The sequence below is a fragment of the Roseibium denhamense genome (genome assembly GCF_009711415.1).
GTDB classification, from domain to species: domain Bacteria; phylum Pseudomonadota; class Alphaproteobacteria; order Rhizobiales; family Stappiaceae; genus Roseibium; species Roseibium denhamense.
Map to the genome: position 1 here is coordinate 202565 of NZ_SMLZ01000113.1, position 19612 is coordinate 222176.

Sequence of the window (19612 nt, forward strand, 5' to 3'; positions counted from 1 at the left end):
CGCAGACCGGAGCCATATGGTTTTTGATTGTCCCGCTCAGATAACAGACAACGCCTTTTCGATATCCTCAATCAGATCCTGCGGATCTTCCAATCCAACCGAGAACCGCAGAATTCCGTCGGAAATACCAAGTTCGGCACGGGCCTCTTCACCGATGGACTGGTGTGTGGTTGTTGCCGGATGGGTAATCAGGCTCTTCGCATCGCCAAGATTGTTTGAGATCTTGATCAGCTCCAGCGCATTGACGAACCGGAATGCTGCTTCCTTGCCGCCCTCAATTTCAAGTGCCAGCATGGTCGAGCCTGCGCGCATTTGGCGTTTGGCAACATCCGCTTGAGGGTGATCATCCCGGCCGGGATAAATCAGCCGGGCGACTTTTGGCTGGCCGACCAGAAAATCCGCGATCTTGCTTGCGCTGCTTGTCTGCTGGGCAACCCGGAGCGGAAGGGTTTCAAGCCCCTTGAGCAGGACCCAAGCACTGAAAGGGCTCATATGCGGGCCGGTATGTTTGACGAACGGCATCACTTCTTCGGTGATCCATTCCTCATCCGACAGGACCACACCACCAAGGCAACGGCCTTGTCCATCGATATGCTTCGTCGCCGAATAGACGACGACATCCGCACCCAGCTGCAAAGGGGACTGGTACATCGGCGTTGCAAAAACATTGTCGACAATCAGGCGGGCGCCGATTGATTTCGAGATCTCGGCAACCGCGGCAATGTCGATGATCTCAAGCGTCGGGTTTGTCGGGCTTTCGAGGAAAAGGGCTTTGGTGTTCGGCTTGACCGCCGCCTTCCACTGATCGATGTCGGTCCCATCAATCAGCGTGCTTTCCACACCAAACCGCGGCAGCAGCGTTTCGCAAATATAGCGGCAGGACCCGAACAGGGCTTTTGCTGCAATGATGTGGTCACCCGCCTTTACCGATGCCATGAGCGCCAGATTGACGGCCGCCATACCGCTTGCGGTCGCCCGCGCGGCTTCAGCGCCTTCCAGCATCTTGATGCGGTTCTCGAACATGGAGACCGTGGGATTTGCGTAGCGCGAATAGACATAGCCCGGATCTTCACCGTTGAACCGGGCTTCGGCAGCTTCGGCGCCGCTGTAGGTGAAGCCCTGTGTCAGGTAGATCGTCTCCGAGGTCTCACCGAAGGGCGATCGTGTTGTACCGCCGTGAACGAGGGCGGTTGCCGGACGCCAATTGTTTTCTCCGGTCTTGTTGTTGCCAGTCATGTTTCAGTTCGCTCCAAACGCAAAAAACCCCAGCCGTGAAGACCGGGGTTTGCACCTCCGGCCTATTTAGCGACTTGTTTAACGTGGCTGCAAGCCGGCCGGCCCAAATCACCACGAGTTCGCTCCTTCCTAAGCGAAAAGGATTTACAGGTCAATCTCTGGCGGACAAGCCCGGGACTTCGTAACAAATGCTGTTGGCCTCAGGCTTTCCATCGGCTAATGACGATAGTGAAACTTGACAGGATCTATTGATGACAGGATCGACATCGCACAAAGCTGGCAGCGCCCTGCTCACAGGTGAAGGAATTCTTCCTGAACGCATCATTCAGGAAATGTTCTTTGCCGGAGAGATCAAGGCAGCGCGGGCACCCGTCGACGGACAGATCCAGCCCGCCAGTCTTGACCTGCGCCTAGGCGAGGTAGCGTACCGCGTTCGCGCCAGTTTTCTGCCCGGCCCGGATATCAAGGTGGCCGACCGTCTTGACCGGCTGAAATTGCATACCATCGACCTTACAGCCGGGGCTGTCCTGGAGACCGGCTGTGTCTATATCGTGCCGCTTCAGGAAAGCCTCGCACTGCGGCCCGACATTTCGGCAACGGCCAATCCCAAAAGCTCTACCGGACGGCTGGATGTCTTCACGCGTGTTATTACGGACAATGGTATTGCCTTTGACACGATCCCGGCAGGCTATACCGGGCCGCTCTATGCCGAGATCTCGCCGCTGACCTTCCCAATTCTGGCCCGGACGGGCTCCAGACTGAGCCAGATCCGGTTCCGCCGGGGCCAGTCCCTGATCCCGGATGCGGACCTGGAAGACATTCACAGAACCCAAACCTTGATGAGTGGCGGCAATGAGCGCATCGGCGGAGGCGTTCAGCTGTCAATCGACCTTCAGGGCAACGGGCCTGGAAGCCTGATCGGCTACCGGGCGAAACATCACTCCGGCCTGATCGACGTTGACAAGGTCGGCGCACAGGATCCGCTGGACTTCTGGGAACCGATCACCCGTCGGCAAAATGCCGAACTGATCCTTGATCCCGATGCTTTTTACATCCTGGTCAGTCAAGAAGCGGTCCATGTTCCGCCGGACTATGCCGCAGAGATGGTGCCGTTCGATCCCCTGGTGGGCGAGTTCCGCGTCCACTATGCCGGTTTCTTTGATCCCGGCTTTGGCCATGCGAGTGCTGGTGGTATTGGCTCCAGGGCCGTGCTGGAGGTCCGCTCCCACGATGTGCCCTTCATCGTGGAGCACGGCCAAACCATCGGCCGACTGGTCTATGAGAACATGGCGGAACGTCCGGAGCGGCTTTACGGCGAAGGCATCGGCTCAAACTATCAGGGGCAGGCCCTTAAGCTGTCGAAGCATTTCACCCAGAAGTAGTTATTGACAAAGCTACACTCAAATTCCCTACTCACCTTATTGGCCAGACCGGGGGGTGGGGTACCATGCCGAGCATTGGAGAATGGGCGGCAGTCGCTGGAGCTGTTGCAACTTGGGTGCTGGCGTTGTTCGGCATCTGGCAGTTAAGGGCAATTCGTGTGCAAAGCCGCGCCGCTGCAGAGCAGACGCGACTGTTGGCTCAGCAAGCAATTGAACAGAATCGCCGCGATCAAAAATGGAAAACACTAGAAGCGTGCCGGCTTCTTGACACAGACCCCATACTGGATCAGTCAACGGCGCGGATTTGGGACGCCAGCGCCAACGGGACCGACTATTCGAATATGAAAGCGCACCAGCGCGACATCATCAATTTGCTCAACCATCTGGATGCAATCGCAATTGGGGTCCAACAAGGGCTCTACATAGAAGAGATCGCTCGAGATCATTTGGACGCATGGTTCAAAAAAGTCTGCAGTGAGTTCCTGCGAGAAGACCGGGCCGATCAAATCGGCATCACTCGATCTCACTTCACGCATCTTATTGATCTGAACAACAAGTGGTTAAAGGTTGAAACCCATTATAGAGACACTTAGTTTGTGGCTTATAAGGAGCATACAGTGACAAAAGGCCAACCAAAATTTTGAATTACACCGCTCTCAAAACTGCGGTTATGACAGCTCAAGATTACAGTTCGAATGCCCCGCATTCTCGAGACTGAACTCTATGCACCGGTCAAGGCGTTCCTGACCAAGCAGGGCTATGATGTAAAATCGGAAGTCGCGTCCGCTGACGTTGTTGCCTGCCGGGGCGATGACGATCCGGTGATCGTTGAGCTGAAAACCGGGTTTTCGCTGGACCTTTTTCATCAGGCAATCGCCCGCCAGACCATCACGGATGCTGTCTATGTCGCTGTAGCCCGCGGAAGCGGGGCCCGCTTTCAATCAGCGCTGAAGAACAATATGAAGCTTGCGCGACGGCTCGGCCTTGGCCTCTTGACAGTGCGGCTTGCCGACAGCTTCGTCGAAGTTCATATTGATCCCGCCCCCTATCAACCGCTCAAATCAAAACCCCGCAAAGAGCGCCTATTGCGCGAGTTTTCCAGACGCGTCGGAGACCCGAACACAGGCGGCTCGACCCGAACGACAATCATGACCGCTTACCGGCAAGACGCCCTGCGCTGCGCCGTCTATCTGAGCGAAAACGGAAACAGCCGCGGTGCGGAAATAGCTGCCGCCACCGGCGTGGGACGCGCAACCCGTATTATGGCTGACGATCATTATGGCTGGTTCGAACGCGTGGAACGCGGTGTCTACGCGCTGACACCCAAAGGCCGTGATGCCCTTCCAGCATCCAAGGAATTGGTGACTTAAGCCATGGCCTTGATGACAGTTCATGAGCCAAGTGAAGGCTATCTTGAAGACCGGAAATCCCGGTTTCTGGCACATCTCGTTCCAATCGATGCCTTTGACAGCTGCCTGGAAAGCTTGCGCAAGGATCACCGGAAAGCCAATCACATCGTGACCGCGCACCGGCGCCTGCTTGAAGACGGCCGGATCGACGAGGGCGGCAAGGATGACGGCGAACCGGCCGGGACGTCCGGCATGCCGACGCTGCGCGTTCTCCAGGGTGCTGAGCTGGTAAATTGTGCCGTGCTTATCGTCCGCTATTTTGGCGGCACCAAGCTGGGCGGCGGAGGATTGGCAAGGGCCTATTCAGGCGCGGCCCAGGATGCAATCGGAAAAGCGGCGCTCGTACCGTTCCAGAAACTCTCGCAGAAGACGGTCCATGTAAATTTCGCGCAAGGGTCGGACCTCGAACAGCAGATCTCAGCGCTGGATCTGACGGTGGTCACGCGCGATTTTTCCGAAACGGGCGTGCATGTCACCATTGAAGGCCCAGAAGAGCTGCTTGCAAAGATCAAATCCTAGGTCACGAGCTCATTTGATACCCTGCTTGCTACTTGTCCAGTTGCTGACGCAGGTCCCTGATCTCACTTCGCAGTGCCTGGACTTCCGTTAGGATGTGTTCGGCTTCGGTGTGGATCGCCCGGCGGTCGGCATCCGCTTCGGCCTCGTGCTCCTCCTGCATCGCCGAAACGATGATACCGATGAACAGGTTGAGCACCGTAAACGCGGTCGACAGAATGAAGGGGACGAAGAACAGCCAGGAGTAGGGATAAACCTCCATGACGGGCCGCACGATCCCCATGGACCAGCTTTCAAGGGTCATGATCTGGAACAACGTGTAGATGGACTTGCCAAGATCACCGAACCACTCCGGAAAGGCCGCTCCAAACAGCTTGGTCGCCATGACTGCAAACACATAAAAAACCAGCGCCATCAGAACAACAATCGACCCCATGCCAGGCAGAGCAGCCATCAAGCCGCCGATCACACGGCGCAGCGACGGCACCACCGAGATCAGGCGCAAGACGCGGAGGATCCGCAATGCCCGCATGACGGACAATGGTCCGCTCGCCGGCAAAAGCGAAATCGCGACAATAAGAAAATCAAAGACACTCCAGGGGTCCCGGAAAAACCTGAAACCATGTGCGATAAGGCGCAGTGCGATCTCAACAACAAACACCCCGAGGATGAAGCGGTCGAATGCGACCAGATAAACACCAATAGCGTCCATGACTTGGGTGCTTGTTTCCAGACCCAGCGTGATCGCGTTGATGACGATCAACCCAATGATGACACTTTCCCATTGGCGCGATGTGACCAGAGCCTTGATATTTTCCCGCATGCGTCGACCTGTCCTGAGTAGCTGCTCGCAATCTGCCTTGGCGCGCGCCGGAAGATGGCGATTTGTCTGGTCAAGCGCAAGCCTTGTGTTGCATTCCCCCAGACAAATGGTTGCGCCGCCCGCGGAAACAGGTCGACGTGCAGCAGGATGTGGGAGCAGATTGACCGCCCAAAGCTGATCGGATATGGAGTGTTCAAGCATCTTTGGGTTTTTTACAAAGCGCCCAATGCCCTAAGGACGGCCGATGCGGGTGTAGCTCAATGGTAGAGCAGAAGCTTCCCAAGCTTAAGACGAGGGTTCGATTCCCTTCACCCGCTCCACCTACCCTCCGAACAATCCTTTGCACGCTATCCTTCCGGCGGTGGCCGGGAAGCTACGCGCTGCCGTGTTTTGGACACGCCGTGTTCGGTCTTGTTCCAGTGGTGCGGGTTAAACATAAAACCCCAGAGGGCCCGGTAAAACGCGGCGCCTGAAAGCATCCAATAGACAAGAACGCCCAGAGGATCCGATATCCGGATGCCATAGCCGCGCCGCAAACCTCCCACGACGAGCGCAATCAGGGCCCCGAAATAGCCAATGCCTGCCATCCCGATCAGCGCCGTCAGCAAAACTGGATTCTGGTAAAAGGCAAACGGCCCGCTTTGAAGCCCTGCCACATAGGACACCAGCATCAGGAAAAACACCGGATGAAGGGCAATCAGCAAAAAGGTGCCGAGAAACAAACCTGCGAGAACCGAGCTGCGCATAATACCCAAGTCCCTGACAAGCCGGACTGGATGGCGGCCATGAACGGCGATGGTCTGCATCCAGCCCTTGTGCCAGCGCGCCCGTTGGGCCAGCCATGCCTTGACGGATATTGGCGCTTCCTCACGTGTATCGCTTGTGAGAATTCCAATCCGGAAGCCCATCCGTTCAAGGCGGACACCTAAATCTGCATCCTCCGTCACATTGTACTTGTCCCAGCCGCCAGCAGCATCCAGCGCACTTTTGCGGAAATGATTTGACGTTCCCCCAAGCGGGAACGGCCAACGGTTCCTGCCAAACCATGGCAGCAGCTGGTCAAAGAGGCAGGCATATTCGAGCGCGAACTGGCGGGAGACAAAGCTCTCATTGGCATTGTCGATCGCTATTCTTGCCTGGAGGCACGCCAGATCTTCGGACAGGGAAAAAAACAGCGCCGCTTTCTTCAGCTGGTCGGGATCGGGCCGGTCTTCTGCATCATATATCGTGATGAATTCGCCGGTGGCTTGCGCAAGACCGTAGCTGAGGGCGCGCGGTTTGGTCTGCGGATGGCCATGCGGCGCCACAATAACCCGGAAATGAGCCGGGAGCCGGTGTGAAAGAGCCTCGCGTGTTTCCCTGTCCCCTTCTTCGACCAGAAGCAGGATCTGCAACCGGTCCTTCGGGTAATTTAGCTGGGACAGCGCCTCTACAAGCTCAGGCACGATGCCCGCTTCCTTATAAAGCGGAACCAAGACAGAATAATTCGGCCAGGCGATGTGTCCGGTTCGAAGCGGCTCCGGCAACGTATAATGAAGCTGATCCTGCGATGACAGAAACACGCTTACGAGACGCGCGACACCTGAAAACGCGCAGGCAAAAGTCCCAAGACCCGTAATGCCGACAAGAAGCATGCCAAGGTCGATTTCAGTCAATGCTCTGGACACAATCACCGCACACAGGAGTAGAAGAATTGCAACGGGCCACCGGGTCCTGCCTGCGGAAAACTCCGGAAAACGGCTCTCCAGTTCACCGGAGGGCGAATTCAGGATGGATGTGGCATAGCGCACACCCTCTGGTGAGGCGATCCGGATCTGAAGGGCAAAGTCCGGATGTTTTCTAAGATGGTTCTGGACAGCCTCAAATTGCGAAATCTCCGGTGCAATTGCATAAACCGCCTTGGATTTGTAGAGCGAGACGACAGCAGGTCCGCAATCCCCATCGCTCATGGTCAACGGACGGTCATTCACGGTTTGGAAGCGGAAGCCCTTGTCTGGAAGATATGGAACGCCGCAGCACTCGGCAAAGGCGCTGTAAAGACTTTCGGTGCTGACAAGCGCATGACGGGCGAGATATTCTGCCGGTGACATTCCATCGCGTGCAGCGGCTAAACAGGCCGTCCGCAATACCGGCTCGGGAACACCTCGTGATAACAGGACTTCGAAAACTTCCGGCAAACCTTCCTGCATTCCGAAACTCCCCCAACGGAAAATGCAGTTATCGGAACCAGACCATTGCCAACGTCAAAACACTTGACCGGGCAATACTGCCCATTTGGCGCAAACGTCAGATAACGCAACTTTTTATTGCATTACTATTTATGATTCCTTTTATGGTTGCAACCATTAATCCGGCAACGGCACAATCAGCGCCGGTAACGGTCCCGAACTTCTGGGACCCGAAAGCCGTCCATGACCGCCCAGCATCCATTCCGGATAAAATTCAGTTCCTTGCAACGGATGGCTATCCGCCCTTCGTGTTCCGGGACCCGGAAGGCCGGTTGACCGGCTTCAACGTCGATCTGGCCCGCGCGCTGTGTGAAGAACTCGGCAGTTCATGCGCCCTCAAGATCAAAGACTTCGAGGTCCTGTTGCCGGCCCTTGATGAAGAAGAAGGCGATGCGATCATCGCCGGGCTATCGAGATCGTCTCCCGGCGCCGGGGAACTGAACTACACAGAAGACTATCTCAAGCTCCCCGCACGCTTTGTGGTTCAAACAGATGCTGCATCACGTTTTGACGAGCAGGATCTTGAAGGCGTCTCGATCTCAATCGAACGCGGCTCGCGATACGAGGCTTTTGCGAAAAAGTTCTGGCCGCAAGCCGAAATCATTCCCGCTGAAACAGCTCAGGAAGCCCGTGCCCTGGTGCGCTCAGGAGACGCCGACGCGCATTTTGGCGACGGTCTGAACCTGTCCTTCTGGCTTCGTAGTGAAGCTGCGAACGGATGCTGCAGTTTTGCTGGCGGGCCGTGGCTGGAACCGGGCCATTTCGATGAGGGTATGGCCATTGCAACCCGGCCCGATGATCCAGAGCGGGCCACTGCGCTCAACTATGCGCTCCGGCAGATCCACACCAAGGGCGTTTTCAAGGAGCTGTATCTCCGCTATTTCCCGATGAGCTTTTATTGACCGGTTCGCCATCCGGGGCCGGTCCGCTGTTCATGAAGGGGATCCAGAGACTGAAAGGCAGCTGATGCGCCTTTGCCGTCCATTCCGGCCCGAGGCCAATCTCCATTTTCTCATGCCCGTCCCTCGGCTGGGCGACGTAGGTGCCGAACACCCGGTCCCAGATGCTCAAATTGAACCCGTAATTGGAATCCGTTTCTTCAGGCCGCGCTGAATGATGAACACGGTGCATGTCGGGTGTCACGATCAACCAGCGCAATCCCCGGTCCAGCCAAGCCGGTAAAGCTGCATTGGCGTGATTGAAAACAGCGGCCCCGTTCAAGACGATTTCAAAGATCAAAACCGCTTCAACCGGTCCACCGAGCGCAACGATCACAGCCCCCTTCCACATGAAGGACAGCAAGATCTCGATAGGATGGAACCTGAGGGCGGTTGTTGCATCGACCTCACTGTCGGCGTGATGAACCCGGTGCATGCGCCAAAACAGCGGAACCTTATGAGACACCAGATGCTGAAACCAGACCGCAAGGTCCAAGACAATGAATGTTGCGATCGCGGCCACCCAACCGGACCAGCCGAAGACGCCAAAAAGACCCCAACCGTTTTCCTGCGCCAACAGAGCCAATCCGACACCGCCGATTGGGAAGATCAACCGCACAAGGATGGAATCCAGAAGGATAAATCCCCAGTTGGTTGGCCAGCGCTTTAGGCGTCCGGACTGGAGCTCCCGCTTCGGCAATCCGGCTTCGATCAACGCCATGACCAAGAAGATGCCGCCAAAACACGCCATCCGGATATGGTTGATGTCTATCTGTTCAAACATCCGCTCTCATCATCTTTACCGCGTTCAAGCTCTTGCCATGGCCCGATTCCAGCAGTAGGCCACGATGCAAACATAGTTCTTTATAAGTCGGAACGCCCGGGACGGATCAACGCAGCATGAGTCACTTTCTTTGGAGCAAACCGGAGGCGCCTGCCGCCGCCACCTTTCTGCTGGCGCATGGTGCCGGAGCACCGATGGATTCGGCTTTCATGGAAAAGCTGTCGAATGCTCTCAAAGCGGAAAACATCGCGGTCGCAAGGTTTGAGTTTCAATACATGGCCGGACGCCGCACTGGCGGCGCAAAACGGCCGCCTCCCAAAGCCGAGAAACTGATCTCTGAGTTCCAGACGGCTCTCCAGACGCTCATGCAGGAGACCGATGGCGCAATCCTGCTTGGCGGCAAATCCATGGGTGGACGTGTTGCAGCCATGCTGGCGGGCGGCGGGTCCCTACCCGGCCGTGTCACAGGCGTATGCTGCTTCGGTTATCCCTTTCATCCGACCGGCAAGCCCGACGCGGACTGGAGACTTGACCCGCTGCGCTTGGCGAAGCGCCCTGCCATGATCCTTCAGGGCGACCGTGACCCGTTCGGGACACGGGCAGAGCTTGAGACCGTAACCCTGCCGGATCATGTCCAAGTTACTTACCTCGAAGACGGAAATCACGATTTTGGCCCGCGCGGCAAGTCGCCCGCAACACTTGACGGGAACATAACAGCTGCCGCGCAAGCAGCGGCCCAGTTTGCGGCAGGTCTTTAGAGACAACCGCATACGGTCAGAAGACTGTGCGGCTTCCAGAGCGCGCCGCATCCATTCCACTTCAGTTCGCTTGGCCTTCTTGCATTGAAATCTAACGTGTCAGACAGCGAAAGCTGAATGGGATTTGCTCAGGCGAGCAACCGGTGTTCTGAACTCAGTGCCGTGCAACCTGCCGGTCAAGACCGGCAGGAAGTCTCCGTAACACGCCGTCTTCAGTCCGCAAACTCGTAGCGCGCATTGCAGAATTCACATGTCACGACGATCTTTCCATCGACCCGGACATGATCCCTTTCCTCGTCACTGAAATTGGCCAGAACGCCCTCGATCTTTTCACGCGAACAGCGGCACTTGTCGACCAGCGGCTGAGGGTCAAATAACCGCACGCCACGCTCGTGGAACAGGCGGAACAGCAGCATTTCCACGCTCACTTCAGGATCCGTGAGCTCAACATCCTTGATGGTATCGACCAGCGCCTTTGCCTCAATCCAGGCATCGTCTTCATCAACAACATGCGGAACCACGCCCTCAGGCGCATCGCCCGGATCAATATCCGCCTGGCGCATACGGTCGGGAGCTTCTGGAAGAAACTGGATGAGGACACCGCCAGCCGTCCAGGTGTGAGCTGCTTCCTCACCGTCCTGACGGGTGTAGAGTTCCCCGACGCCCAGGCGCACTTCGGTCGGGATCTGTTCCGACCTTTCAAAATACCGGCGTGCCACTTCTTCCAGGGAAATCCCGTCAAGCTCAACGAGGCCCTGGTAGCGCTGCATATGGCGCCCCTGATCAATGGTCATCGCAAGGTGCCCATGTCCCAGCAAAGCCTCGGGCGTTGCACCGCGCGCGGCTTCCAACTCGGCAACGCGGTCTTTATCGAAGGTCGCACACGCGCGGATCGCATCCGGAGACGAAAAATCGACAACAAGCATGGACACCGGGCCATCCGTCTGCGTCTGCATTGTGAAACGCCCGTCGAACTTCAAGGACGTGCCCAACAGGCAGGTCAGAACGATGGCCTCCGCCAGAAGCCTCGAGACGGGCTCCGGATAGGCATGCCGGTCCAGGATTTTCTCAAGCGCCGGGCCGAGCGCAACCGCGCGGCCACGAACATCCAGTTCTTCCACGGCAAAAGGCCGGACCGCATCCAGTCCGGCGGGCGTAATGCCCAAATCATCCAAATTGAGTGCCACTTGGCTAAGCCTTACGCTGCGCCGAAGCACCAGGCCAGAATGCCCTTTTGGGCATGCAGCCGGTTTTCGGCTTCATCAAATACAACAGAGTTGGGTCCGTCCATGACGTCCGATGTGACCTCTTCGCCGCGGTGGGCGGGAAGGCAGTGCATGAATAGGGCGCCGGAGTTGGCTTCCGACATCAGGCGTTCATTCACCTGATAGGCCGCCAGAAGATTGTGGCGCTGTTCGGCATCATCATCCCCCATGGAAACCCAACAGTCCGTCACGACGCAATCCGTTCCTCTGACGGCCTCATATGGGTCTTGTGTGACCAAAATGGAACCGCCTTTGGCTTTCGCCGTATCAATGAGCTCTTGCGGGGGCGCCAGCTCTGCGGGGGTTGCAATGCGGAGCTCGAAATCAAGACGCGGTGCCGCGTGAACCCAGGACGCCAGGACATTGTTGCTGTCCCCGGTCCAGGCAACGCTTTTGCCGGCAATATCGCCGCGATGCTCTTCAAATGTCATCAGGTCGGCCATGATCTGACACGGATGAGACTGTTTGGTCAGCCCGTTGATCACCGGAACGGTTGCGTTTTCAGCAAGTTCCTTCAAAGCATCATGATCAAGAATCCGGATCATGATCGCATCGACAAAGCGTGAGAGCACCTTCGCCGTATCGCCGATGGTCTCGCCGCGCCCAAGCTGCATTTCCGCGCCCGTCAGCATCAGCGTTTCACCGCCGAGCTCGCGCATGCCTATATCGAAGGAAATGCGGGTCCGGGTGGACGGCTGTTCGAAAATCATCGCAAGGACTTTGCCTGCAAGAGGCCCTTCGCCGCGGCGCACGCCCTGGCGTTCGGATTTGATCTTCCGGCCAATTTTCAAGATGTCACGAAGATCACCGCCTTCGAACTCGGTCAGGTCCAGAAAGTGCCGGAAGTTTTCATTGGCGGTCATTCGGCCGCTCCTTCCACCATGTTGGCTTCCATTGCAGCCGCCGCCTGCTCCAAGCGCTCCACGGCCATGGAAATTTCATCCTCGGAAATCGTCAATGGCGGCAGTATCCGCGCGACATTGTCTCCGGCTGGTACAGCGAGCAATCCGGCGTCACGCGCCAGAGCCACATAATCCCCCACCGGGACGGTGCAGCGGATGCCGAGCATCAGGCCGACGCCGCGCACTTCCGCAAATACCTTGGGATGACTGTCAACAAGCCCGGCAAGCTTCTGCTTGAAACTGAGCCCCTTGGCCTGCACCTCTTCCAGAAAGCCGTCTTCCAGCACGACGTCCAGCACGGCATTGCCGACGGCCATTGCCAGGGGATTGCCGCCGAATGTCGTACCGTGGGTTCCCGGTGCCAGGGCTTCCGCAGCTTCGGCTGTCGCAAGACACGCCCCCATTGGAAATCCGCCGCCAATCCCTTTTGCAACGGCCATCAGATCCGGCTCAACACCGATCAGCTGGTGCGCGAACAGCTTGCCTGTCCGTCCGACCCCGGTCTGAATTTCATCGAAGATCAGCAATATGCCATGCTCGTCGCACAGGCGCCGGACCCCACGCAGGAAATCGGCGTGCATCTCCTTAATGCCGCCCTCCCCCTGGATTGGCTCAATTGCAATCGCGGCCGTTTGCGGCCCGATCACCTGTTTCAGCGCCTCGAGATCACCGGGCGTGGTCTGGTCAAATCCAGGTGCCTTGGGGCCGAACCCCTCGAGATACTTGGCCTGGCCGCCGGCGGCGATGGTCGCGATTGTACGGCCGTGGAACGCGCCTTCGAACGTCACAATATGATAACGGTCAGGATTGCCATTGTTATACTGATAACGGCGCGCGCACTTGATCGCAGCTTCCATGGCCTCCGCACCGGAGTTCACGAACAACACCTTCTCCGCAAAAGTATTGTCCACCAAACGCTGCGCCAGCCGCTCACCGCCCGGGATCTTGTGCAAGTTTGAGGTATGCCACAGTTTAGCGGCCTGATCCTGCAGAGCGCTGACGAGGTGCGGATGGCAATGTCCAAGCGCATTCACGGCAATCCCGGAGCCGCAATCGAGAAATCGTCGGCCGTCTTTTCCAACCAGCCAAACGCCTTCCCCATGATCGACCTCAATGTTCGATCTCGCGTAGTTTCCGAAAAGTGCTGTCTCGGACATAGCCTGTCGTGTCTCCTTGAACTGCCCGCCGCATCCAGATCTGGCTTTGGATCCTTTGAACACAGCCAGCGATGAAAGAGGGAAAAAACGCAACATGCCGCCCCGATGAGGCGGCACGCAGCGGAACAGTTATACACTTTGTGGACCGCATGCTGTCAATGGCGTTGGCAGACGGCATGTTTCACAGCCGATTTCGTAAAATTCTCAATGAGATCATACAATTTGGGGAAAAGTCGGTTCATCCCCAGAACAGTGACGGCCGATGGTTGCCTGACAAATTAACGTTATTGTAACCTCTGGCTTATCAAACACGACACCTCGTGGGGCAAATCACTTAGAGGCACTATATCTGCCATTTTAGGCATGCACCAGTATGCTTAACACGAGGTTAATGGCCGAACGCGGCCACAAACTAAAGGTGCGGCGATGAGTTGGACGGACGAACGGGTTGAGCTTTTAAAGAAGCTTTGGGGTGACGGTTTAAGCGCCAGCCAGATTGCAGGTGAGCTCGGCGGCGTTACCCGCAATGCGGTCATCGGCAAGGTTCATCGTCTGGGGCTGTCCGGCCGGGCCAAGACGTCGGCTCCAAGCACCAAAGCGCGGCGGCCCCGTGTGAATGCCGCTCCGGCAGCAAAAAAACCAACGCAGCAGCCGCAAACCGTTGGCGCAACCGCGCTCAAGCAGGACTTCGTGCCCGCACCGGTGCAAGAAGCGAAGCCCGAAGTTGAGCCTGTCGCCGAACTGGTTCCGATGGGACAACGCGCCTCAATCCTGACCTTGACCGAGCGGACCTGCAAATGGCCGATTGGTGACCCTGCAACAGATGACTTTTATTTCTGCGGGCGCGTCAGTGAAGCTGGCGTCCCATACTGCACCTATCACTGCAAGATTGCCTATCAGCCGGTCGCCGACCGCCGCCGCGACCGCACCAAGGCAGTTGCACGGGCCTCTTAAAACGCCGCCCTTTGAATGCAAAAGCCCGCCAGTTTGGCGGGCTTTCTTTTTGAGCTGTGTAACTGGTGTCAATTGGCGTTAAACTGATCGTTGAAGGCATATCCGGCACTACGGACGGTGCGGATCGGATCCTTCGCCTTGCCCTTGTTGAGGGCCTTGCGCAATCGCCCGACATGAACATCCACTGTTCGCTCGTCGACATAAACATCATGACCCCAGACGCCGTCGAGAAGCTGCTCCCGTGAGAACACGCGGCCTGGCGATGTCATCAAAAAATCCAGCAGCCGGAACTCGGTCGGACCAAGGTGGATTTCCTTGCCGTTCCGGCGCACACGATGGGTTTCCCTGTCGAGCTCGATGTCCCCGGAGCGGAGCATGGTTGAGACGACTTCAGGGCTCACACGGCGCAAGATAGCGCGCACGCGGGCCATGAGTTCGGGCACTGAGAACGGTTTTACGACGTAATCGTCTGCTCCGGTCGACAGGCCACGAATGCGTTCGGCCTCCTCGCCCCGCGCCGTCAGCATGATCACCGGTAGACGTTCGGTATCTTCACGGGCCCGCAGGCGGCGGCACAGTTCGATGCCGGACAGCCCCGGCAACATCCAGTCGAGGAGAAGGAGATCCGGCTGGCTTTCACGAAGGCGGATTTCGGCTTCATCACCGCGGACGCAGGATTCGACCGCATATCCTTCCGCTTCCAGATTGTATCTCAAAAGAAGGCTGAGCGGTTCCTCGTCTTCAACGATGAGCACCTTCGGCATTTAATAGCCCCACTTCCATTGGCCGGCGCGGGAGCGCCGGCCTAACTAGCACCGCATCGCTTGCGGTTAACTTGCGCCCGTCTCATCAACCTTGGCGCGGTCTTCCGGCAAACGCTCGCCGGTGACCATGTAATAGACGTTTTCCGCAATGTTGGTGGCGTGGTCACCGATACGCTCGATGTTCTTTGCGCAAAACAGCAGGTGGACACACTGGGTGATGACCCGCGGGTCTTCCATCATGTAGGTCAACAGCTCGCGGAAGAGCGATGTGTAAATCGCATCCACCTCAGCGTCTGCCTCCTGCACCCGGCGGGCGGCTTCCGCATCCCGGCGGGTGTAAGCGTCCAGGACCTTTTTAAGCTGGGACAAAGCAAGCTCGGTCATGTGTTCGACACCAATGGCAAGCTTTTTCGGGTGCACATCGCTGTCGATTGCGATCACCCGCTTGGCGACGTTCTTGGCAAGATCGCCGACCCGCTCGAGATCATTCGCGATCCGGCTGGCCGCGGTGATTTCGCGCAAGTCCTGACCCATAGGCTGGCGCCGGGCAATCAACTCAATCAGCTTAACTTCCACATCCTGATGCAGCGCATCCAAACGCTCGTCATTACGGATGGTTTCCTTGGCAAGATTAAGGTCCTGCGACACCAGAGCCGAAACGGCATCGGAAAATGCCTTTTCCGCAAAGCCACCCATTTCGGCAACTTTCCCGGCCATGGCCGTCAGCTCTTCGTCATAAGCAGAGACTGTGTGTTCAGACATCCTGTGTCCCTTCCAATTGTCGGAATACGGCTTAGCCGAAACGGCCTGTGATGTAGTCCTGTGTCCGCTTGTCCTTGGGGTTGGTGAAGATATCCTGTGTCGGGCCTTCTTCAACCAAAATTCCAAGGTGGAAAAACGCAGTCCGCTGTGACACGCGAGCAGCCTGCTGCATGGAGTGTGTAACGATCACGATCGTGTAGTTTTCCCGCAGCTCATCGATCAACTCTTCAACCTTTGCAGTCGCAATGGGATCGAGCGCCGAACAAGGTTCATCCATTAGAATAACCTCAGGGCTCACGGCGATCGCGCGGGCAATGCAAAGACGCTGCTGCTGCCCACCAGACAGACCGGTTCCTGGCTCGTCAAGACGGTTTTTCGCTTCTTCCCAAAGACCTGCTTTTTGCAGACTGGAAGCAACGATGTCGTCAAGCTCTTGCTTGTTGCGGGCCAGACCGTGGATCCGCGGGCCGTATGCAATGTTGTCGTAGATCGACTTCGGGAACGGATTCGGTTTCTGGAACACCATGCCCACCTTCGCGCGCAGCTGCACCGGATCGACCTTCGGATCGTAGATATCCTCTTCATCGATTTTGATCGACCCTTCCACGCGGCAGATATCAATCGTGTCATTCATCCGATTGAGTGTGCGCAAGAAGGTTGATTTACCGCAGCCGGACGGCCCGATGAACGCAGTCACCGATTTGGGCTGGATTTCAATATCCACGTCTTTGATGGCGTGAGTGTCGCCATAGTAGACTTGAACTTTTTTGGCTGAAATTTTGCTCTCGGTCATATCGTTCGCCTGTTCAATGTTCGGCATTTCATTCATCGGTTTAATCCTTACCAGCGGCGCTCAAACCTGCGGCGCAGGATAATGGCGAGAATGTTCATGGACAGAAGGAAGATCAGGAGCACAATGATGCCACCCCAGGCTTTTTCGTAGAACGCAAAGTCAGATCGCGCTGCCCAGGTGTAAATCTGTGCCGGCATCGCCGAGTTCGGGTCAAGGAACCCGCCAGCAAAGCTGTCGGGATATCCGCGGGCAACAAAGCCGACCATACCGATCAGGAGAAGCGGAGCGGTTTCACCAAGCGCCTGTGCAAGGCCAATGATGGTCCCGGTCAGGATACCCGGCATGGCCAGTGGCAGCACGTGGTGGAATACGGCCTGCATTTTGGATGCCCCGACCCCCAGAGCCGCATCACGGATGCTCGGCGGCACCGCCTTAAGCGACGCACGGGTCGAAATGATAATCGTCGGCAATGTCATCAATGTCAGCACCAGACCACCGACCAGCGGTGCCGATTGCGGCAAGTGCATGAACTGGATGAACACTGCAAGACCCAGGATACCGAACACAATCGAAGGAACGGCCGCCAGGTTCGAGATGTTCACCTCGATCATGTCGGTGAACTTGTTCTGGGGCGCGAACTCTTCAAGGTAGATCGACGCCGCCACACCAATCGGCAAGGACAGGAACAAGACCACTAGCATCATGAAGAAGGAACCGACGACCGAGGCGCCAATGCCGGCACCGCCCGGGTTGTCCACGCCGGAGTCCGCCCCGGTGATGAACGGCCAGTTGAACACGTTCTGAATAACACCGGCTTCCACCAGAACGTCAACCAGATCCAGGTCGGACCTTTGCAAGAACCGGCTGTCGGTGATGTTGTCCCGGGTCAAACGGCCGTTCAAATAGCCGTCAACGCGGGAGGATGCCGCCAGCTCAAACTCAACCGGCTGGCCGAGCTGATCCCTGTTTGCCAGATAAAACTCGCGAATAGTGCTCCCGGGCTTGCCGACAATCCGTTCAATGGCTGTGATATCGAACGGGACGGTAATGCCTTTTTCCTGGAACTGATTGCTCATCGCCTCCGTGAACACGTTCTCGTAAGCACGGGTCTTGAAGAGCTGGCTCTCGGCATCATCGAACTGTTCCTGTGTCACCGTAAATTCAACGGTCAGGACAGTGCGCGTGAACGCCGGGATACCTTCGCTGATGATGGAATAGGCCATCACCACAAGGAAGAACAGACCAATCAAGATCGCAGTAATACCGTAAGCTTGGAACCGCTTCTCGGCAGCATTCCGCTTCTTGGTCAGCGCATCCTCTGTGTAGAGCGATGATTTCTTGGTCACAGCGCTACCCTGGTCATCCGTTTTTGCGGGAGAAGAAAGAGTTGTGTCGCTCATCAGTCATATTGCTCCCGGTATTTGCGCACGATGTAGAGTGCGACAATGTTCAACCCGAGTGTCACCACGAAGAGGGTCATACCCAGTGCAAAGGCAACAAGGGCCACGGGGGACGAGAAATCGGCATCGCCCGTCAGCTGGCTCACGATCTTTGCCGTAACTGTCGTCATGGCATCGAACGGGTTCAGGCTGAGGCGGGCAGCAGCACCTGCACCAAGCACCACGATCATCGTCTCACCGATTGCACGCGAAGCTGCCAGCAGGATCGCGCCAACGATGCCAGGAAGGGCGGCTGGCAGGATAACCTGCTTGACCGTTTCAGACTTGGTCGCACCCAGGCCGTAAGAACCGTCACGCATGGCTTGCGGAACCGCGTTGATAATGTCGTCCGACAAGGAGCTGACGAATGGGATCAGCATGATGCCCATGACCAGACCCGCCGTCATGACCGCCGTTCCGGCCTGCATGATCCCAACGCCGTCCGGGCCGAATATCGACACCAGAAGCGGACCGACCGTCAGGAGAGCGAACAGCCCGTAAACGATGGTCGGAATACCCGCGAGGATTTCAAGAAGCGGCTTGGCAACGGCCCGGACCTTAGGACCCGCGTACTCGGAAAGATATACCGCAGCGAACAGACCAATCGGCACGGCAACGGCCAATGCAACGAAGGAGATATAGAAGGTCCCCCACAAGAGCGGGATGATCCCGAGCTCAGAATTGCCTCCGCGTCCAGAGAAGGTTGGTGCCCATGTCAGCCCGAAAAAGAAGTCGGAGGCAGGATAGATCCGAAAGAACTCGAACGTGTTGAACACCAGTGAGAAGACAATTCCGGCGGTCGTCAGGATGGCAATCGAGGCTGCGGCGATCAGCAGCACCTTGACGCCCTGTTCCACGGTATTGCGGGCCCGGAAATGGGAATTGGTCTGCAAGACCCCCCATGCTGCGCCGGCCAGGGCCGCCAAAATGACGGCAACAGACATCAGCAAATTGCCGGTGGCATTCAGGATCCGGTATTCTTGTGCGGCCCGTAGCACCGGCTGCGTGATCTGAGATGTCACAATCTGACCGGCGTCTTTCAGGCGCTGCGTGACATCATTGAAATCCGCCCGCGCGTTGCGCGCAAACTCTTCCGTCATCAGACCGCCGGCAACCGCATTGTCCAAACCGCTTGCCGCGCGCCTGACTTCGGCGAGGACGAGGCTGCGGGATGACCCTTCAGCGATCTCGCTCTCCGGGATCATGCCGGAAACACTGTTGTTGACGATTAGTGGTTGGGCCAACAGCCAGACAACCAGGATGAGGAAGGCAGGAACAACCACCTTCATTGCGACGTTCGAGCCGTAATACGAAGGAAGCGAATGGAGCTTTATCGGCTCGCCTCCTGCGCTCGACAAAGCTCTACCACGTCCGAGTACGTACCCCACCACTGCAATGGCGAGTACGATCAAGATGAGCCAGATCACAGGCATCTGCTTCCCCGGATTTTATATTAAATTTCCAAAAAGGAGAAAGGGGCGGCGGAATATGCCGCCCCTTAG

General features: G+C 57.1%; 19 protein-coding genes, 1 tRNA gene and 1 riboswitch. Of the genes, 8 read left to right on the plus strand and 12 right to left on the minus strand.

Annotated elements, in window-relative coordinates:
- Window positions 1-36 precede the first annotated feature (36 nt).
- Window positions 37-1236 carry an O-succinylhomoserine sulfhydrylase gene (locus E1180_RS17310; protein ID WP_155192981.1) on the minus strand — a complete coding sequence of 400 codons (1200 nt, stop codon included), beginning with the start codon at window positions 1234-1236 and terminating at the stop codon, window positions 37-39.
- A 45-nt stretch (window positions 1237-1281) separates the two neighbouring features.
- A riboswitch (SAM riboswitch) is annotated at window positions 1282-1361 on the minus strand.
- Window positions 1362-1487: 126 nt separating this feature from the next.
- Here E1180_RS17310 and E1180_RS17315 point away from each other — a divergent pair.
- The 4 genes from E1180_RS17315 (at window position 1488) to E1180_RS17330 (ending at window position 4546) form a co-directional block, all read left to right on the plus strand.
- Window positions 1488-2618, plus strand: coding sequence for a 2'-deoxycytidine 5'-triphosphate deaminase (locus E1180_RS17315; RefSeq protein ID WP_155192983.1), 1131 nt, complete (start codon window positions 1488-1490; stop codon window positions 2616-2618).
- A gap of 65 nt (window positions 2619-2683) precedes the next feature.
- Complete coding sequence (locus E1180_RS17320) at window positions 2684-3211, plus strand: DUF4760 domain-containing protein (RefSeq protein WP_155192985.1); 528 nt, start codon at window positions 2684-2686, stop codon at window positions 3209-3211.
- A gap of 102 nt (window positions 3212-3313) precedes the next feature.
- Complete coding sequence (locus E1180_RS17325) at window positions 3314-3988, plus strand: DUF2161 domain-containing phosphodiesterase (RefSeq protein WP_155192987.1); 675 nt, start codon at window positions 3314-3316, stop codon at window positions 3986-3988.
- Window positions 3989-3991: 3 nt separating this feature from the next.
- A complete protein-coding gene (locus E1180_RS17330) occupies window positions 3992-4546 on the plus strand; it encodes a YigZ family protein (protein WP_155192989.1) in 555 nt (184 codons plus the stop codon).
- A 28-nt stretch (window positions 4547-4574) separates the two neighbouring features.
- On the opposite strand, the gene E1180_RS17335 is transcribed toward E1180_RS17330, so the two are convergent.
- Window positions 4575-5366: an ion transporter gene (locus E1180_RS17335; RefSeq protein WP_155192991.1), complete on the minus strand. Its 792-nt coding sequence runs from the start codon at window positions 5364-5366 to the stop codon at window positions 4575-4577.
- Between the two features lie 246 nt (window positions 5367-5612).
- Here E1180_RS17335 and E1180_RS17340 point away from each other — a divergent pair.
- Window positions 5613-5686 (plus strand) — tRNA-Gly (locus E1180_RS17340).
- Between the two features lie 27 nt (window positions 5687-5713).
- Here E1180_RS17340 and E1180_RS17345 read toward each other — a convergent pair.
- Window positions 5714-7555, minus strand: a complete 1842-nt coding sequence (locus tag E1180_RS17345) for a glycosyltransferase (protein WP_155192993.1) — start codon at window positions 7553-7555, stop codon at window positions 5714-5716.
- Window positions 7556-7698: 143 nt separating this feature from the next.
- Between E1180_RS17345 and E1180_RS17350 the strand changes: the two genes are divergently transcribed.
- Window positions 7699-8496: a transporter substrate-binding domain-containing protein gene (locus tag E1180_RS17350; protein ID WP_155192995.1), complete on the plus strand. Its 798-nt coding sequence runs from the start codon at window positions 7699-7701 to the stop codon at window positions 8494-8496.
- On the opposite strand, the gene E1180_RS17355 is transcribed toward E1180_RS17350, so the two are convergent.
- Window positions 8453-9316, minus strand: a complete 864-nt coding sequence (locus E1180_RS17355; RefSeq protein WP_155192997.1) for a sterol desaturase family protein — start codon at window positions 9314-9316, stop codon at window positions 8453-8455. The genes E1180_RS17350 and E1180_RS17355 overlap by 44 nt on opposite strands.
- Before the next feature lie 116 nt (window positions 9317-9432).
- On the opposite strand from E1180_RS17355, the gene E1180_RS17360 reads away from it, so the two are divergent.
- The gene (locus tag E1180_RS17360) at window positions 9433-10074 is read left to right on the plus strand and encodes an alpha/beta family hydrolase (RefSeq protein ID WP_155193000.1); all 642 of its coding nucleotides are present in this window, start codon (window positions 9433-9435) and stop codon (window positions 10072-10074) included.
- A 212-nt stretch (window positions 10075-10286) separates the two neighbouring features.
- Here the strand turns inward: E1180_RS17360 and E1180_RS17365 are convergent, their stop codons facing one another.
- Genes E1180_RS17365 through E1180_RS17375 form a run of 3 tightly spaced genes read right to left on the minus strand, consistent with a single transcriptional unit; the run spans window position 10287 to window position 13398 of the window.
- The gene (locus E1180_RS17365; protein ID WP_283404535.1) at window positions 10287-11261 is read right to left on the minus strand and encodes an Hsp33 family molecular chaperone; all 975 of its coding nucleotides are present in this window, start codon (window positions 11259-11261) and stop codon (window positions 10287-10289) included.
- A gap of 11 nt (window positions 11262-11272) precedes the next feature.
- Window positions 11273-12202: an ornithine carbamoyltransferase gene (argF, locus tag E1180_RS17370; protein WP_155193002.1), complete on the minus strand. Its 930-nt coding sequence runs from the start codon at window positions 12200-12202 to the stop codon at window positions 11273-11275.
- Window positions 12199-13398, minus strand: coding sequence for an aspartate aminotransferase family protein (locus E1180_RS17375; RefSeq protein WP_155193005.1), 1200 nt, complete (start codon window positions 13396-13398; stop codon window positions 12199-12201). Before E1180_RS17375 ends, argF begins: the two co-directional genes overlap by 4 nt.
- A gap of 426 nt (window positions 13399-13824) precedes the next feature.
- On the opposite strand from E1180_RS17375, the gene E1180_RS17380 reads away from it, so the two are divergent.
- Window positions 13825-14352 (plus strand): GcrA family cell cycle regulator, encoded by a 528-nt coding sequence (locus E1180_RS17380; protein ID WP_155193007.1) that lies wholly within the window; start codon window positions 13825-13827, stop codon window positions 14350-14352.
- Between the two features lie 68 nt (window positions 14353-14420).
- Here the strand turns inward: E1180_RS17380 and phoB are convergent, their stop codons facing one another.
- The 5 genes from phoB to pstC form a co-directional block, all read right to left on the minus strand.
- On the minus strand, window positions 14421-15116 hold the full coding sequence (phoB, locus tag E1180_RS17385; protein WP_155193009.1) for a phosphate regulon transcriptional regulator PhoB: 696 nt from the start codon (window positions 15114-15116) through the stop codon (window positions 14421-14423).
- Window positions 15117-15182: 66 nt separating this feature from the next.
- Window positions 15183-15878 (minus strand): phosphate signaling complex protein PhoU, encoded by a 696-nt coding sequence (gene phoU, locus E1180_RS17390; protein ID WP_155193011.1) that lies wholly within the window; start codon window positions 15876-15878, stop codon window positions 15183-15185.
- A gap of 31 nt (window positions 15879-15909) precedes the next feature.
- Window positions 15910-16707: a phosphate ABC transporter ATP-binding protein PstB gene (gene pstB, locus E1180_RS17395; RefSeq protein WP_155193014.1), complete on the minus strand. Its 798-nt coding sequence runs from the start codon at window positions 16705-16707 to the stop codon at window positions 15910-15912.
- 11 nt (window positions 16708-16718) lie between these two features.
- Window positions 16719-18071 carry a phosphate ABC transporter permease PstA gene (gene pstA, locus E1180_RS17400; RefSeq protein ID WP_155193015.1) on the minus strand — a complete coding sequence of 451 codons (1353 nt, stop codon included), beginning with the start codon at window positions 18069-18071 and terminating at the stop codon, window positions 16719-16721.
- A complete protein-coding gene (pstC, locus tag E1180_RS17405) occupies window positions 18071-19543 on the minus strand; it encodes a phosphate ABC transporter permease subunit PstC (protein WP_155193017.1) in 1473 nt (490 codons plus the stop codon). Before pstC ends, pstA begins: the two co-directional genes overlap by 1 nt.
- Window positions 19544-19612: the final 69 nt, after the last annotated feature.